The sequence below is a fragment of the Janthinobacterium foliorum genome (assembly GCF_978021625.1).
Genome location: NZ_CDXDQE010000010.1, coordinates 87,541 through 103,167, shown reverse-complemented (window position 1 = coordinate 103,167; position 15,627 = coordinate 87,541). Strand labels below are relative to the sequence as shown.

Annotated in this window: 15 protein-coding genes; 2 read left to right on the top strand and 13 right to left on the bottom strand. The window is 64.4% G+C overall.

Going from position 1 to position 15,627, the window contains the following annotated elements; genetic code table 11:
* Positions 1 to 53 precede the first annotated feature (53 nt).
* The 4 genes from ACZ92H_RS19845 to ACZ92H_RS19830 form a co-directional block, all read right to left on the bottom strand.
* Positions 54 to 1,223, bottom strand: coding sequence for a patatin-like phospholipase family protein (locus tag ACZ92H_RS19845; protein WP_131373817.1), 1,170 nt, complete (start codon positions 1,221 to 1,223; stop codon positions 54 to 56).
* Between the two features lie 41 nt (positions 1,224 to 1,264).
* Positions 1,265 to 3,049: a gamma-glutamyltransferase gene (gene ggt, locus ACZ92H_RS19840; protein ID WP_465050733.1), complete on the bottom strand. Its 1,785-nt coding sequence runs from the start codon at positions 3,047 to 3,049 to the stop codon at positions 1,265 to 1,267.
* A gap of 210 nt (positions 3,050 to 3,259) precedes the next feature.
* Entirely contained in the window at positions 3,260 to 4,018 is a 759-nt protein-coding gene (locus ACZ92H_RS19835; RefSeq protein WP_465050732.1) for a 3-hydroxyacyl-CoA dehydrogenase, read from the bottom strand.
* A 167-nt stretch (positions 4,019 to 4,185) separates the two neighbouring features.
* Positions 4,186 to 4,626: a hypothetical protein gene (locus tag ACZ92H_RS19830; protein ID WP_465050731.1), complete on the bottom strand. Its 441-nt coding sequence runs from the start codon at positions 4,624 to 4,626 to the stop codon at positions 4,186 to 4,188.
* Between the two features lie 271 nt (positions 4,627 to 4,897).
* Here ACZ92H_RS19830 and ACZ92H_RS19825 point away from each other — a divergent pair, with 271 nt between their 5' ends.
* Positions 4,898 to 6,958 carry a TonB-dependent receptor domain-containing protein gene (locus ACZ92H_RS19825; RefSeq protein ID WP_465050730.1) on the top strand — a complete coding sequence of 687 codons (2,061 nt, stop codon included), beginning with the start codon at positions 4,898 to 4,900 and terminating at the stop codon, positions 6,956 to 6,958.
* 3 nt (positions 6,959 to 6,961) lie between these two features.
* On the opposite strand, the gene ACZ92H_RS19820 is transcribed toward ACZ92H_RS19825, so the two are convergent.
* The 9 genes from ACZ92H_RS19820 to ACZ92H_RS19780 form a co-directional block, all read right to left on the bottom strand.
* The gene (locus tag ACZ92H_RS19820) at positions 6,962 to 7,462 is read right to left on the bottom strand and encodes a glycine zipper family protein (RefSeq protein WP_131374365.1); all 501 of its coding nucleotides are present in this window, start codon (positions 7,460 to 7,462) and stop codon (positions 6,962 to 6,964) included.
* 16 nt (positions 7,463 to 7,478) lie between these two features.
* Positions 7,479 to 7,913 carry a hypothetical protein gene (locus ACZ92H_RS19815; protein ID WP_465050729.1) on the bottom strand — a complete coding sequence of 145 codons (435 nt, stop codon included), beginning with the start codon at positions 7,911 to 7,913 and terminating at the stop codon, positions 7,479 to 7,481.
* Positions 7,914 to 8,114: 201 nt separating this feature from the next.
* Complete coding sequence (locus ACZ92H_RS19810) at positions 8,115 to 10,238, bottom strand: sodium-translocating pyrophosphatase (protein WP_131373822.1); 2,124 nt, start codon at positions 10,236 to 10,238, stop codon at positions 8,115 to 8,117.
* 184 nt (positions 10,239 to 10,422) lie between these two features.
* Positions 10,423 to 11,079 carry an adenylate kinase gene (gene adk / locus ACZ92H_RS19805; protein WP_102298947.1) on the bottom strand — a complete coding sequence of 219 codons (657 nt, stop codon included), beginning with the start codon at positions 11,077 to 11,079 and terminating at the stop codon, positions 10,423 to 10,425.
* Positions 11,080 to 11,321: 242 nt separating this feature from the next.
* Positions 11,322 to 12,077: a 3-deoxy-manno-octulosonate cytidylyltransferase gene (kdsB, locus tag ACZ92H_RS19800; RefSeq protein WP_465050728.1), complete on the bottom strand. Its 756-nt coding sequence runs from the start codon at positions 12,075 to 12,077 to the stop codon at positions 11,322 to 11,324.
* A gap of 2 nt (positions 12,078 to 12,079) precedes the next feature.
* The gene (locus tag ACZ92H_RS19795) at positions 12,080 to 12,256 is read right to left on the bottom strand and encodes a Trm112 family protein (RefSeq protein ID WP_092798445.1); all 177 of its coding nucleotides are present in this window, start codon (positions 12,254 to 12,256) and stop codon (positions 12,080 to 12,082) included.
* On the bottom strand, positions 12,237 to 13,292 hold the full coding sequence (gene lpxK, locus ACZ92H_RS19790; RefSeq protein ID WP_465050727.1) for a tetraacyldisaccharide 4'-kinase: 1,056 nt from the start codon (positions 13,290 to 13,292) through the stop codon (positions 12,237 to 12,239). Before lpxK ends, ACZ92H_RS19795 begins: the two co-directional genes overlap by 20 nt.
* Before the next feature lie 112 nt (positions 13,293 to 13,404).
* Positions 13,405 to 13,848: an ExbD/TolR family protein gene (locus ACZ92H_RS19785; RefSeq protein ID WP_465050726.1), complete on the bottom strand. Its 444-nt coding sequence runs from the start codon at positions 13,846 to 13,848 to the stop codon at positions 13,405 to 13,407.
* On the bottom strand, positions 13,845 to 14,450 hold the full coding sequence (locus ACZ92H_RS19780; protein WP_131373826.1) for a MotA/TolQ/ExbB proton channel family protein: 606 nt from the start codon (positions 14,448 to 14,450) through the stop codon (positions 13,845 to 13,847). Before ACZ92H_RS19780 ends, ACZ92H_RS19785 begins: the two co-directional genes overlap by 4 nt.
* A 902-nt stretch (positions 14,451 to 15,352) precedes the next feature.
* On the opposite strand from ACZ92H_RS19780, the gene ACZ92H_RS19775 reads away from it, so the two are divergent.
* Positions 15,353 to 15,484 carry a hypothetical protein gene (locus ACZ92H_RS19775; RefSeq protein WP_465050725.1) on the top strand — a complete coding sequence of 44 codons (132 nt, stop codon included), beginning with the start codon at positions 15,353 to 15,355 and terminating at the stop codon, positions 15,482 to 15,484.
* Positions 15,485 to 15,627 lie beyond the last annotated feature (143 nt).

Genomic DNA, 15,627 nt, shown 5'->3' with positions numbered 1-15,627 from the left:
TCGTCCTGTCAAAAAAACGCGAAAACTCCGGGAACGCTTCCCGGAGGGCCGTCTCAAGAACCGAAAAACGCCAGTACATCGTCCTTGCGGGCCTGCGTATCGCGCTGTCCAAGACGGATCAGCTCGTTAGTATACGTCGATTCGAACAATAAATACGATGCCAGCGCCGCCCCGCGGGCTTCGGCCGCGCCGATACCCGACAACATGGTGCGGATGGGCCGGGGCAAACTGCCGATATGCCGGCTGGCGATGGCGTCGAGCCGCTCGGACGGCGCGATGACCAGCAGCTCCACGGGCCGCAGGGCCGTCTTGCCCAGCAATTCGGGCGGCAGCATCGACAAGGTCAGGTTGATGCGGTTCAGGCGCTCGATGTCGACGGCCAGGCCATCGAGGAAGATCGACGACAGCGCGTGGCCGGCAATCTGCGCCAGGCTGGGATAGCGCGCCGATTCGGCCGCGCCCGGCGCCGGCTCCGTCATGCGCCCCGCGCCCACCACCAGCACCTTGTTGGCGCCCAAATGAATGGCCGGCGAGATCGGCGCCAGCTGGCGCATCGAACCGTCGCCGCAGTATTCGCGCTGGCCGCCCACATACAGGGGCACGGCGGGAAAGATGAAGGGAATGGCGGCCGAGGCCAGCAAGTGCTCCACGCCGATCTGGTCCGGCAAGGCCAGGCGCTGCGTGCGCACCCACGGCGCGATATCCTCGGCCGTCTGGTAAAACGTCATGTGGCGGCTGCCCGAATACGACGAGGCCGTCACGGCCAGCGCATGCAGCAGGCCGTCGGCCAGCGCGGCGTCCAGGCGCGGCAAGTCCAGCATGCGGTGCAGCAGGCTCACCAGCGGCGTATTGTCGAGCAGGGAATTGGGCGGCGCCGCATGCCACTGGCGCAGCAGCCAGCCGAACGACAGCAGCGACAGCCAGCGCGCGCCCGAGCGGATCACGCCCAGCGAATCGGCGCGGTAGACTTGCTCGACTTCGATGTGCTGCCACACGTCGAGCAGCTTTTGCACGCCCTCGCCAAAGTTATCGGCGCGGCAGGCCAGGGCCGTGGCGTTGATGGCGCCGGCCGAGGTGCCGCAGATGATGTCGAAGGGATTGCGCGCCGGCGCCCAGCCCGCTTCCCACAGAATCGCCGAAATTGCCTGCAGCACGCCCACCTGGTAGGCGGCACGGGCGCCTCCTCCCGTGAGTATCAGGCCGGTTTTATTTTGCATTCCCATGCCGGCAGATTAGCAGGGTCTGGATGCTTTGTGGAAAAGTTTCAATCTCCCCTGACCATGCCTTCACGGCGCGGATCGGCACCGCCAAACCAGAAATCCTGGCCGTGCGCATTCAGGCGCATGATGCCCTGCAAGCCCGAGTTCTGCTCGATGACGCGCACTTCGTGGCCCATCGCCTGCAGCGCCTCGACCTGGGCGGCGGGCGCGCGCCCCTGCTCCAGTTCCGTCGGGCCGTTGCGGCTGCCGAAGTTCGGCAGGCTGATGGCTTGCTGCACGTTCAAGCCCCAGTCCATGGTCCCGACCAGCACCTTGGCGACGTAGTTGATGATGGACGAGCCGCCCGGCGACCCCGTCGCCAGCACCAGCTTGTGCGTGCCCTTTTCAAATACCAGGGTGGGCGACATGGCGCTGCGCGGACGCTTGCCCGCTTCGACCCGATTGGCGATGGGGCCATCGGCGTCGCGCGAATCGAAGGAGAAATCCGTCAGCTGGTTATTCAGCAGGAAGCCATCGACCATCTGGCGCGAGCCGAAGGCGTCTTCCACGCTGGTGGTCATCGACAGGCCGCCGCCGAAGGCGTCGACGGCCACCAGGTGGGACGTCGACGGCCGCTGCAAGGCGTTGTCCATGCCCCACGCCACCTGCATGCCGGGCGGCGTGCCAGGCGTGGCCTTGCCCATGGATCTGTCGCCGATCAGCGACGCGCGCTGCGCCAGATAGGTTTTATCGAGCATCGAGGCGATGCCATTGCCGGGCAGCGGCACGAAGTCCGTGTCGGCCACGTAGCGGTTGCGGTCCGCGTAGGCCAGGCGCCCCGCTTCCGAGAACAAATGGATGGCGTGCGCATCGAGCACGCCGTCGACGGGCGGGTACGGGCGGATATCCTTCACTTCCAGCATGCCCAGCATCTGCGCGATGGCGATGCCGCCCGACGATGGCGGCGGCATGCCGCACACGGTCCAGGCCTTGTAGTCGCTGCAGACAGGTTCGCGCACCTTGGCGCGGTAGCCGGCGATGTCGGCCGCCGTCAGCTTGCCCGGATTGGTCGGGTGCGACGCCACCTTGGCGGCGATATCGCGCGCGATGCGGCCCTGGTAAAAGGCGTCGGCGCCGCCGCGGGCGATCTCGCGCAGGGTGCGCGCCAGCTGCGGGTTCTTCAGCACGTGGCCGACGGGCCAGGCCTTGCCGTCCTCGTCATAGAAATACGCGGCGGCGACGGGGTCGCGCTTCAGGGCCTGGTCCCAGTTCAGCAAGCCGTTGAGGCGCTGGCTGACGGGAAAGCCGCCCTGCGCCAGCTTGATGGCGGGGCCGAACAGGGTCGCCCACGGCAGCTTGCCGTGCTCCTTGTGCGCCAGTTCAAGCATGCGCAGCACGCCCGGCGCGCCCACGGAGCGCCCGCCCACCACGCCCGTGGCGCGCGAGACGGGACTGCCGTCGGGATTCTGGAACAGGTGTTCATCGGCGGCGGCGGGCGCCGTTTCGCGTCCATCGAAGGCTTGCACACCCTTGGCCGTGGAGTACAGCAAAAACGCCCCGCCGCCGATGCCCGACGATTGCGGCTCGACCAGGGTCAGCACCAGCTGCGTGGCGATGGCCGCGTCGATGGCGCTGCCGCCGCGCTTGAGCATCTGGTAGCCGGCGTCGGCAGCCAGCGGATTGGCGGCCGCCACCATGAACTTTTGCGACGTCCAGCCGCTTTTTTCCGCATACGCGGTGGCGATTTCCGGCGCCTTCTGGGGCACTTCGGCAAAGGCGAAGGTGGCGGGATTGGCGAGCAAGGCGCCCAGCAAGGTCAGGCTCAGCGCCAGCGGCTTCAATGTGTTCATGGATTCTCCGATAAAAAAAGGGCGCACAGCCAGGCAAGGCCGTACGCCCCATACGGGGGTATCCTACATCAAATGCCCATTCGGGCGCTGCCCTCATCAGAGTGCCTGGCGATGTCCAGGGCCAGGCGCGCGGCCGGAGACAGTACGAATAGCCCGGGACATGGCAGGCCCGGGCCATGCAACAACGCCGTGGGCATTGTCCAGGTGCTCTTATTTTGGCTGCATGCGGATGGCGCCGTCCAGGCGGATGGTCTCGCCGTTGAGCATGACGTTTTCCACGATGGCTTTCACCAGCTGCGCGTATTCGCCCGGCTTGCCCAGGCGCGACGGGAACGGCACCATCTTGCCCAGCGCATCCTGCACTTCGGCCGGCATGCCCAGCAGCATCGGGGTTTCAAAAATGCCGGGCGCCACCGTCATGACGCGGATGCCGTTGCGCGACAAATCGCGCGCCATCGGCAGGGTCAGGCCCACCACGGCCGCCTTCGACGAGGCATACGCCGCCTGGCCGATCTGGCCGTCATACGCGGCCACGGACGCCGTGTTGACGATGATGCCGCGTTCGCCTTCGGCCGTCGCGTCCAGCTTGGCCATGGCGTCGGCCGCCAGGCGGCACATATTGAAGGTGCCCACCAGGTTGATGTTGACGACTTTCTGGAACAGCGCCAGCGGGTGCGGCCCATCCTTGCCCACGGTTTTCACGGCCGGCGCCACGCCGGCGCAGTTGACCAGGCCGCGCAGGGTGCCCAGCTTGCCCGCTGCCGCCACCACGGCCATGCCATCTTCTTCGGACGTCACGTCGCACTGCACGAACACGCCGTTCAGTTCGGCGGCCAGCGCCTGGCCCGCCTCGGTCTGCACGTCGGCCAGCACGACCTTGCCGCCCGCCGCCGTCAGCATGCGCGCCGTGGCCGCGCCCAGGCCCGATGCGCCGCCCGTGATGATGAATACATTGTCCTGAATCTGCATGAAGTCTCCTGAATGGTATGGCCGTGTGCCCGGCCCGAATGAATTGGATGTCGCATGATGCCACAGAGCTGCCGTCCACTTACGTTTACGTAAACGTAACATCAGCGGCAATTGTAGCCACTTTGGGACGGTTCAGCAAAAACTGAAGCCGCCCGGCGTGGGAAAACTCAAAAACATTGCACGAATGCCCCGTTGCGGTGGCAGATGCGGCCGTTGGCGTCCAGGGTGGCGTTGCCCGCGCCGTTGTAGCGCGCGCCGGATGTGTCGCGGCAGCCGCCCGTGTCGCAGGAACCAAGCGCTTGCGGCAGGCTGGGCATGGGGACGGCGGGCGTGGGCGGCAAGGGCCGCATGGCCACGACGGGCGGCGCCATGCGCTGCGCCGGCATGCGGCCGATCACCTGCTCCACGGCGCGGCGCGGCTGCACGGGCGGCGCCGGGCGGCACGGTTCGACGGCCAGCTTGTTGCTGTCGTGCGGATCTAGGCGGCATACGGGCAAGTCTTCCGGCGCGGCGGGGTCGGCGGCGCCGACATGGCTGCTTGCCATGACGGCCACGGCAACTGCCAGCGCGGCGCCGGCCCGAAACATTCCTGTTATCGCGGTGTGCATGCTGCCCTCCTCCGGTGAAAAGACGCCCGCTTCATTATTGTCACAGACGGCCGAGGATACCAGCGCGCGTAACAATTTTTCACGTTTGCGCGGGGCGGGCGCACTGAGAACGGCGTTTTATTTCCGGCTAGCACTTTCTTTCTTGCCAGGATGGCATTATAATAAGAACGATTCTTATTCTCATTCACAAATTCAACCCTGCAGTTTATTACTTCATACCCAAGCCACCCGACAGGCAGCCAGGAAATAACAACATTCGGGAAAGCTCACCATGTCCAACCGCAGTCCAGTTTTCGCCACACCCTCCGTCACCCGCCCCACCCATCCATTGCGCGCCACGTTGCTCCTGCCCTGCCTGCTGTCGCTGGCCGTCAGCAGCGCCTGGGCCGAAGGCAATGTGGCTGCCGACGCCACCATGAACACGGTGGTCGTCACCGCGTCGGGCACGGCCATCGATATCAAGGATGCGCCGGCCAGCATCAGCGTCATCACGCGCGAGGAAATCGAGCGCCAGCCCGTGTATGACCTGAACACCCTGCTGCGCCGCATCCCCGGCGTGACGGGCGGCACCAGCCCCGTGGGCGAGGAATCGAAGATCAAGCTGCGCGGCCTGCCCGACAAATACACCCTGATCCTCGTCGACGGCAAGCGCGTGGGCAGCTCGGCCGACACGGCTTACCGCCCCGACCTGGGCCGCCAGGACTTGAACTGGATCTCGCCCGACATGATCGAGCGCATCGAGGTGGTGCGCGGCCCCATGTCCTCGCTGTACGGTTCGGACGCCATGGGCGGCGTGATCAACATCATCACGCGCAAGGTGCCGGGCAAGTGGAACGGTTCGGCCACGGCCAACTACACGCAGCCGCAGGACAGCGGCCGCGGCACGGCGCACCAACTGGGCGTGAACCTGGCCGGCCCCCTGTCGGACAGCGTGGGCATGCGCCTGGGCGTGGGCCAGACGCGGCAGAATGCCGATGAAAAAGTCATCGGCAAGTCGGGCGGCATCGGCGGCGAGCGCAACCAGACTGTCACGGGCCAGCTGAACTGGGCCGTGGGCAAGAAGCAGAACCTGTCGCTGGACGCCAGCTATGGCAAGCAGGAAGCCACGGATTCGACCACCCTCGATGCCGACGGCTACCCCGTGTTCGGCGCCTGGGGCGCCAGCAAGCTGGTGCGCAAGAGCGTCAGCCTCGGCTATGAAGGCCGCTGGGACTTCGGCAAGGCGACCGTCAACTTGTACCACAACGATTTCGACAATGAAGTGGTCGGCACGGTGGCCAAGTCGAAGGACAGCACGCTTGACGCCAGCCTGGAAAAACGCATCGGCTGGGGCGGCATCGAACAGATGCTGGTGATGGGCGGCCAGTGGAAACACCAGGAACTGACGAATACGGACACCATCGGCACCATCCCCACCGATTACCTGGGCAACCCGGTCAGCGGCGCCACCCTGTCCGGCACCACCTCGGCCCTGTTCGCGGAAGATCAATTGTTCCTGCGCGACAACCTGACGGCCACGGCGGGCCTGCGCCTGGACCACCACAGCAAGTTCGGCAACCACTACAGCCCGCGCCTGTACCTGGTGTACCACCCGCTTCCTGCCTGGACCATCAAGGGCGGCGTGTCGCAAGGCTTCCGCGCGCCCAGCCTGAAGGAAAATTCGCCGGCGGCGGCCACGCAGTCGGGCGGACGCGGTTGCGGCAGTTTGAAACCGCTGGGCTACATCACGGGCGGCTGCTACATGGCCGGCAATGCGGACCTGAAGCCGGAAACCAGCACGGCCGGCGAAATCGGCGTGGCGTGGGAACAGAATGGCTGGGATGTGGGCGTGACCTGGTTCCACACGGATTTCAAGAACAAGATCGACTACGCGCCGCTGGGCTTTTTCCAGAAGCAGTGGTGGACCAAGATGACGAATATCCAGAAAGCGCGCACCAGCGGCGTGGAAGCGACGGCCACCGTGCCCCTGACGAAAAACCTGAACTGGCGTAACAACGTCACCTATATGGCCGAGGCAAAAAACCTGACCACGGGCGCCAACCTGCTGTCGACGCCGAAGCTGTCATGGTATTCGGCCCTGGGCTGGCAAGTGAACGACCAGCTGTTCGGCGAAGTGTCGGCCCAGTACACGGGCAAGGAACTCGACGCGGGCCAGGCGGCCAACCAGGCCTACACCATCGTCGACACGGTCGTCTCGTACAAGGTCACGCCGCAGTGGACGCTGCGCGGCGGCGTGGAAAACCTGTTCAAGAAAGGCCCGCTGGCCGATGGCAAGGTCGACTACTACGTGCCGGGACGGCGCATGTTCGTGGGCCTGACGTCGCGCTTCTAGGGGTCAATAGCGGGGCGGCGGCGTATCGGGCGGCGGCGTGGCGGCGTTCGCCGGCACGCTGCCCAGCATCTGCCCCGCGACGGGCACCTTGTGGCCGCTGGCGTACATGCATTGCTGGTAGGCGTAGTCGTAGCGGCGCTGCATGCCGTAGGCCGAAGTGTCCGCCGCGCCCGTGCCGGCCAGCGCGCCAAACAGCAAGCCCGTGCCCGCTCCCACGCCGGCGCCATGGCCGCCATCGATGGCGGCGCCGGCCGCCGCCCCCAGCACCGTGCCCAGGGCCGCGCTGCGCACGCCGCTGTCGACGCTGGCCTGCTGCGCGGAACCGCCGCCCAGCTGGCCTTGCGCATAGCCGCGGCATTGCAGGTCGTCGCTGCGGAACTGTTCGAAACTCTTGCCTGAACCAGGCAAGACCATGGCGGACGGCCCGTCCGGCATCACCGTGCAGGCGGCCAGCAGCAGGGACGCCAGCACGCCGGCACGCCTGGATAACGCTGTCGTATTCATCATGTTCTCCCGCGCATCACCGCACGCTGTTCGGCGGCACGGCACGCCAGGCCGTGCCGCAGTTCTTCACGTACGGGTAATAGCCCTGCGGCCGCGCGCAGTAATACCACATCTGCGCCGTCGGCACGCCGCCCTGTTCGATATACACGGGCGGCGGTTGCACGATGACGGTGCGCCCGTACGGGTAGCCATAGGGGTAGCCATACCAGGGATCGCCATACCAGCCCGGCCCGTAGCCGTAGCCCCACGAAGACCCCAGCCAGACGCCCACGTGCGGCCGGCCATGGAAGTGGCCGTGGCCGCCGTGAAAACCGCCATGGCCTCCATGGTAACCGCCGTGGCCGCCATGGCCGCCCGGTGCGCCCCAGGCCACGCTACCGGCCGCTCCCAGCGCCAGCCCCATTAGCAGCAGCGCCAGCCGCGCGCCGCGTCCCTTGCGATTGCCGTCCATGACATCCTCCCGCGCGACAACATCAGTGAAGCTCGATTCATTATTGGCAGGCCGGCCGCACAATCCTAGCTGCCGTAACAATTGCTCACCTTTTATACGCCGGGGATATGGACGGCAGGAAAGTTTCACCCGCGCAAAAGAAAACAGCCCCGGGGCGCGGACCGCGGGGCTGTCGAGGAACAAGGGCTGGCGCCCGGCGGCTTACTGGCCGGGCAAGGATTGCACGGGCGTGGCCGGCGCCAGGATCGGCGGCAGCGGCGCGTGGATGGGGGCAGGCGCCGCCACGGCCAGCCAGCCCGTGGCCGGCAGCAGCGGCACCAGCAGCAGGGCGACGATATTGATGATCTTGATCAGGGGATTGACGGCCGGGCCCGCCGTATCCTTGTACGGGTCGCCCACGGTGTCGCCCGTGACGGCCGCCTTGTGCGCATCGGAACCCTTGCCGCCGAAATGCCCGTCCTCGATGTATTTCTTGGCGTTGTCCCAGGCGCCGCCGCCCGTGGTCATGGAAATGGCCACGAACAGGCCCGTGACGATGGTTCCCATCAGCAGGCCGCCCAGGGCCGCGGGCCCCAGCAGCATGCCGACGACGATGGGCACCACCACCGGCAGCAGCGAGGGAGCTATCATTTCGCGGATGGCCGACGCCGTCAGCATGTCGACGGCCTTGTCGTATTCCGGCTTCGCCGTGCCTTCCATGATGCCCTTGATGTCGCGGAACTGGCGCCGCACTTCGACCACCACGGCGCCGGCCGCGCGGCCCACGGCTTCCATCGCCATGGCGCCGAACAGGTAGGGTATCAGGCCGCCGATGAACAGGCCGACGATGACCATCGGGTTCGACAAATCAAACGTGATGTGCTGGCCCACGGATTCGAGCGCATGCGTGTAGTCGGCGAACAGCACCAGCGCGGCCAGGCCCGCCGAGCCGATGGCATAGCCCTTGGTGACGGCCTTGGTGGTATTGCCGACGGCGTCGAGCGGGTCGGTAATGGCGCGCACGGAATCGGGCAGGCCGGACATCTCGGCGATGCCGCCCGCGTTATCCGTGATGGGGCCATACGCGTCGAGGGCGACGATGATGCCCGCCATTGACAGCATCGACGTGGCGGCAATGGCGATGCCGTACAGGCCCGCCAGCTGGTACGAGACAAGGATGGCGATGCAGACGGCCAGCACCGGGTACGCGGTGGACTTCATCGACACGCCCAGGCCGGCGATGATGTTGGTGCCATGGCCCGTCGTCGACGCTTCGGCGATGTGGCGCACGGGCTTGAAATCCGTGCCCGTGTAGTACTCGGTGATGTACACCATCAGGCCCGTGAGGACGATGCCGACGACGGTGGCGCCCAGCATCTTGTAGCGCATGGCGTCGTCGGGCCACAGCAGCCACGTCACCACCGCAAAGCCGACCAGCGACAGGCCGGCCGCCCACCACAGGCCCGTGTACAGGGCCGACATGATCTTCTTGCCGGGGGCCGTTTTCACCATCGAGCAGCCGACGATGGAAGCGAGGATGGAGACGGCGCCCAGCAGCAGCGGGTAGATGATGGCCACGCTGCTGGCCTCGGCCATCAGCAGGGCCCCCAGCAGCATGGTGGCGATCAGGGTCACGACATAGGTCTCGAACAGGTCGGCCGCCATGCCGGCGCAGTCGCCCACGTTGTCGCCCACGTTGTCGGCGATGACGGCCGGGTTGCGCGGATCGTCCTCGGGAATGCCTGCCTCCACCTTGCCCACCAGGTCCGCGCCCACGTCGGCGCCCTTGGTGAAGATGCCGCCGCCCAGCCGCGCGAAGATGGAAATGAGCGAGGCGCCGAAGGCCAGGCCGATCAAAGGCTTGATCAGGTCATGCTGGGTCAGGCCGGGCGCGCCCGTCGTCACCAGCAGCCAGTAGAACAGGGTCACGCCCAGCAGGCCCAGACCGACGACCAGCATGCCCGTGATGGCCCCGCCCTTGAAGGCCACGTTCAGGGCCTGGTTGATGCCGTGGGTGGCCGCCTGCGCCGTGCGCACATTGGCCCGCACGGAGACGTTCATGCCGATGAAGCCGCAGGCGCCCGACAGCACGGCGCCGATCAGGAAGCCCAGCGCCGTGTGCAGGCCGAGCAAGGCATAGATGGCGATCAGCAGCACCACGCCGACGATGGCGATGGTGCGGTACTGGCGCGCCAGGTAGGCGGCCGCACCCTGCTGGATGGCCAGGGCGATTTCCTGCATGCGCGCGTTGCCGGGGTCCTGGCGCAGGATCCAGCTACGCGACACCAAACCGTACACCACGGCGACCACGCCGCAGGCTACCGCAAACCACAAACTGGCTGCCATATCGTCCCCTTCTGTTTTTATCCGACGTCATTGCCAACAGCCGCAGACCGCACCGGGTAGGCACGCGCAGCCAGGAAAACACGACCTGCAAAAAACTGCTACCGCCAAAAGAAACGAAACGGCGCCGCCGGCGAAAAGCGGGCACAAAAAAAGCGGACACTCAGGTCCGCTTTTCAAAAACTGCTTATTCCGCCAGGGCGGCAAATGCGCTGTCGCGGATTTGCTCGACCGGACCGACGCCGGCGATGCGGCGGTATTTCGGCGCGCCTGGCAGGCCGGACTTGGCCCAGTCATTGTAGTAGCCCAACAGGACTTTCGTCTGGTTGTGGTACACGTCCAGACGTTTCTTGACGGTTTCCGCCTTGTCGTCGTCGCGCTGGATCAGCGGCTCGCCGGTGATGTCATCGACGCCTTCGACTTTCGGCGGATTGAATTTGACGTGGTAGACGCGGCCCGAACCCGGGTGGCTGCGGCGGCCATCCATGCGCTCGATGATCGACTCATCGGGCACGTCGATTTCCAGCACGTAATCGACATTGATGCCGGCGTCTTTCATGGCGTCCGCTTGCGCGATGGTGCGCGGGAAACCGTCGAACAGGTAGCCATTGGCGCAATCGGCTTCCTGCAGGCGGTTCTTGACCAGGCCGATCATGATGTCGTCCGACACCAGGCCGCCCGCATCCATGACTTTTTTCGCTGCCAGGCCCAGTTCGGTGCCTTCCTTGATCGCCGCGCGCAGCATGTCGCCCGTGGAGATTTGTGGAATATTGTATTTTTCTTTGATGAAATTAGCTTGGGTGCCCTTGCCGGCACCGGGTGCTCCTAAAAGTATCAGACGCATTGAAAGTTCCTAAAAAACAGATTTTGGATGGTGGTATGTGTAATTTTTTTTAGATGGTGTTGCTATGGCTATCTTTCCCTACGAAACTTACCACAAAAAATCCCCGGAACGCCAGTTTGCTGTCGATTTGCTATGCCCTGATTGATCAAAGCCAGCAATTATCGAAGCGGACGTTTCAAAATGTGGTTTTTGCTGCAGACGCACAAATTTTATTTGCACGCCTGCCGTTTTGCAGGTAGCGCTTACAGGGCGCGGTAGTGCGCCTGAACCCTGGCCAGGTCTTCCGGCGTATCGACGCCGGCGGCCGGGGCGCTATCGGTCACGTGCACGGCGATGGCAACACCGTGCCACAGCACGCGCAGCTGCTCCAGCGCCTCGATGGCTTCCAGCGGCGAGGCGGACAATTGCGGATATTCCTGCAAGAACGCATTGCTGTAGGCATACAAGCCGATATGCCGCAGCGGCACGTAGTCCGCCGGCAGGCTGTCTTTCGACTGCGCGAAGCCGTCGCGGTGCCACGGGATGGTGGCGCGCGAAAAATACAGCGCGCGGCTGTTCTTGTCCAGCACGACCTTGACGACGTTCGGGTTGAAGGCGTCGGCCACGTCATGCAGCGGATGGGCGCACGTGGCCATGGGCACGGCACTGCCGATCTGCGCGGCGCAGGCGGCCAGCAGGGCCGGGTCGATCAGCGGTTCGTCGCCCTGCAGGTTGACGACGACGGCGTCCGGCGGCAAGCCGAGCGTGCGCGCCACTTCGGCGATGCGGTCCGTGCCCGACGGATGGTCGCTGCGCGTCATGCACACTTCCACGCCATGCGCGGCGCAGGCGGCGCGGATGTCTTCGTGGTCGGTGGCGACGATGACGCGCGCCGCGCCCGACAGGGCCGCCTGCTCGGCCACGCGCACCACCATGGGCTTGCCGCCCAGGTCAGCCAGCGGCTTGCTGGGCAGGCGCGTCGAGGCCAGGCGGGCCGGGATGATGACGATGAACGCCATCCTTATTCCACTGCGTCGAGCAGGGTGCGCGCTTCATCCGCCCACATGATGGGGATGCCATCGCGGATCGGATAGGCCAGGCGGTCGGCGCGGCAAATCAATTCCTGCGCCTTCTTATCGTGTTCAAGCGGGCCCTTGCAAACAGGGCAGACCAGGATATCAAGCAGTCGAGCGTCCACGACATTTCTCCACAATTTGTTGGGCCAGCGCGCTATCGATGCGCGCGCTGACCGGGACGACCCACAGTCTCGGGTCATCTTTGAGATGTTCAATTTGCGCACATTTTACTGCATCCTTCTCGGTGATCAAGATCACATCCGTGTCGAGCGCGGCGAAAGGCTGGTCGAGGAAGTCGTGATGGTCGGGCAGCGGCAGCTCCGCAAACTGCAAGCCGGCACCCCGCAGCATGCTGAAAAAGCGCTGCGGATTGCCGATGCCGGCGGCCGCCACGATGCGCCGGCCGCCGGCCGCCAGGGCCGCCAGGGGCAGGCGCTCGCCGCGCTCCGCCAGGCGTTCGGCGACGCCGCCATCGAGGCGCATCTGCACCACCAGGGCGCCGGGCGGCGCCACCTGCGCCACCAGCGCCGGCGACAGCTCCGGCGCATTGATCACCGTCACGTCGCGCCGGCGGCGCGGCGATTCGCGCAGCGGGCCCGCCGGCAGCAGCCAGCCATTGCCGGCGCCGCGGCCATCGAACAGCACGATTTCCACGTCGCGCTGCAAGGCGTAATGCTGCAAGCCGTCGTCCGTCACCAGCACGTCGACGTCGGGGTGCGCGGCCAGCAGCGCCCTGCCCGCTTGCGCGCGGTCGCGCCCCACCATCACGGGACAGCCGCCGCGCTGGAAGATCAGCAGCGGCTCGTCGCCCACCTGCTGCGGCGTGGACTCGGCCGTCACGGCACGCGGCAGCCGGTCGGCGCTGCCGTGGCCGCGCGAAATGACGCCAGGACGCAGGCCCGCGTCGCGCAAGGCTTGCACCAGCCAGATCGTCAGCGGCGTCTTGCCCGTGCCGCCAATGAAAATATTACCGACGACAACGACGGGCACGGGCAGGCGCGCGGATGCCAGGAGGTTGGCGCGGTACAGGCCGCGCCGCACGGCGCTCAGGGCGCCGAACAGCAGCGAGACGGGCCACAGGGCGCACGCCAGCGGCCCGCGACGCAGCCAGGCGCGGGTGAGAGTGGTTTCAAGCTTGGCGGGGGAGGATGTGGGCATGAAGGAAGACGTAAAATAGTGTAGGTCGGATTAGCGGCGCCGTCAGGCGCAGCGTAATCCGACATGCTCGGCTGCGGCTTGTGTCGGCTTACGCCGTTCCGGCTAAGCCGACCTACTTGTTGCCGCCCGCCTGCGCCGCGAACGTCAGCTTTTCATAGCCGGCCAGGCGCGCCGCTTCCATGACGTGGATGACCATCTGGTGCATGGCGAACTGGTCGGCGTTGACCACCACCACGGGCGTCTGCGCGGGCGCCTTGCCGCCATTGGCCGCCTTCGCCGCCGCCTGCAAGGCATCGGCCAGGCCTGCCACGTCGCGGAACGAGACGGCTTCGCGGTTGACCGTGTAATTACCCTTGGCATCGATGGTGACATCGATCTGCTGCGGCTTGTCCTTGGCCTGCTCGGCGTCGGCCGTCGGCAAGGTGATCTGCAGTTCCGTAAATTTGCTGTAGGTGGTGCTGACCATCAAAAAGATCAGGATCACCAGCAGCACGTCGATAAACGGGATCAGGTTGATTTCGGGGTCTTCGCGCCCCTTGCCTTTGCGAAAGTTCATTTGCGGCCACTGTGGACGATGTCGACGAACTTGACCGCTTGCTGCTCCATGTCAATGACAAAACTGTCGACGAGGGCGCGGAAGTGGCGGTAGAAGACCAGGGTGGGCATGGCGATGGCCAGGCCGAATCCCGTGTTGTACAGGGCGACGGAAATGCCGTGGGCCAGCTGGGCCGGATTCGAACCGCTGGCGTTTTGCGAGCCGAAGATCTCGATCATGCCCACCACCGTGCCAAACAGGCCCATCAAGGGTGCCAGGGTGGCGATGGTGCCCAGGGTGGTCAGGTAGCGCTCCAGCACGTGGGCCACGCCGCTGCCCGCCTCCTCGATCGATTCCTTCATCACGTCGCGCGGCGCGTCCACGTTGCGCAGCGCGGCGGCCAGCACCACGCCCAGCGGCGAATTGGCTTCCAGCTTGGCCACCGTATCCGGGGTGATCTTGCCGCTGCGATACACCTGCACCACTTCATCGAACAGCTTGCGGGGCAGGATCTTGGCACGGCGCAAATACAGCAAGCGCTCGATGATCAGGGCCAGCGCCACGATGGAAGCGATCAGTAACAGCCAGATGGGCCAGCCAGCGGCCTGGAAGATAGCGAGCAAAAGAAACTCCTGGTAAGGGAAAGGCGGTCTATATGGAACAGTATGGAACAGCGTGTATTGTACCCAGCGTTGTGCCGGGTGCCGACGCCCGATTGCGCACCGGCGGCGGAATGGCGCAATGTAGCGCGTTGGCGCGCCGTCGGCAAGTGGCGCCCGCGCGCGCCTGATGCACAGCCTGCCATCATGCCCCGGCTTGAAGACCCCGGTTTTGCACATTTTATGTGGATAAGATTGTGAGCAAGCATGAACATACAAAGCTAAGCAATTGATTTACAACGAGATTATCGCAGTGCGCAAAATACAGGCATAGCAGCTAATCGTGCGGAGTCAATGTCACAAAATCAACAAAACAAAAGTTCTGCACATTTACTGTGGACAAGATTGTGCGCAAGGCCATGGAATTCACATAAGTCATTGATTTACAATGGCATTATTTAGATGAGTAAAAATGTGGCAGCGTGGCATTCCGCATGACAACGGCAACCCATCAAGTTCTGCACACAATCTGTGGACAAGATTGTGTGCAAGCGCAAAGATAAGCGCTAAGTACATTGATTTATATCGTTTTTATTGCTCTGCATAAAAATGTGGCAAGGGCCGTAATGGGGGATCTTTGCGGTCAAATACGGGGCCATTACGACAGTTTTCCACCGTCCATGCAGTTCCACACATAAAGTGTGGATAAGATTGTGAGCAAGCCGATTGACTCCCTGCAAGATCCTTGATTTTAAAGGACTTTTTTTCAATGCTGAAAAATAAGGCAGACAGATGACGTGGCATGGCGGTGGAAAAGCCGGCCAAACAGCGAAACGATTTATGCAGTTTTACACACATTCTGTGGATAAGATTGTGAGCAAGGCGCACGCTTGCACGCTAGGTCATTGATTTATATGGACTTATTTATGCTGCGCAAAAATCAGGCAAGCCTTGCCATCGGCCCGGCGGTGGATACACGCGGTGGCGTGGCGGAGTTCTGCACATTTTTTGTGGATAAGATTGTGCGCAAGGGCATGCATGCGATACTAAGCCCTTGATTCATAGGCGCTTTATTTCCATGCGTAAAAATGTAGCAGGGCATTTTTTATCCACGGCAGGGCAGAAATCCAGCGGCCCTGTACAGGACAAAAAGTTCCGCACACTTTCTGTGGATAACTTTGTGCGTAAGTGGCATGCGCTT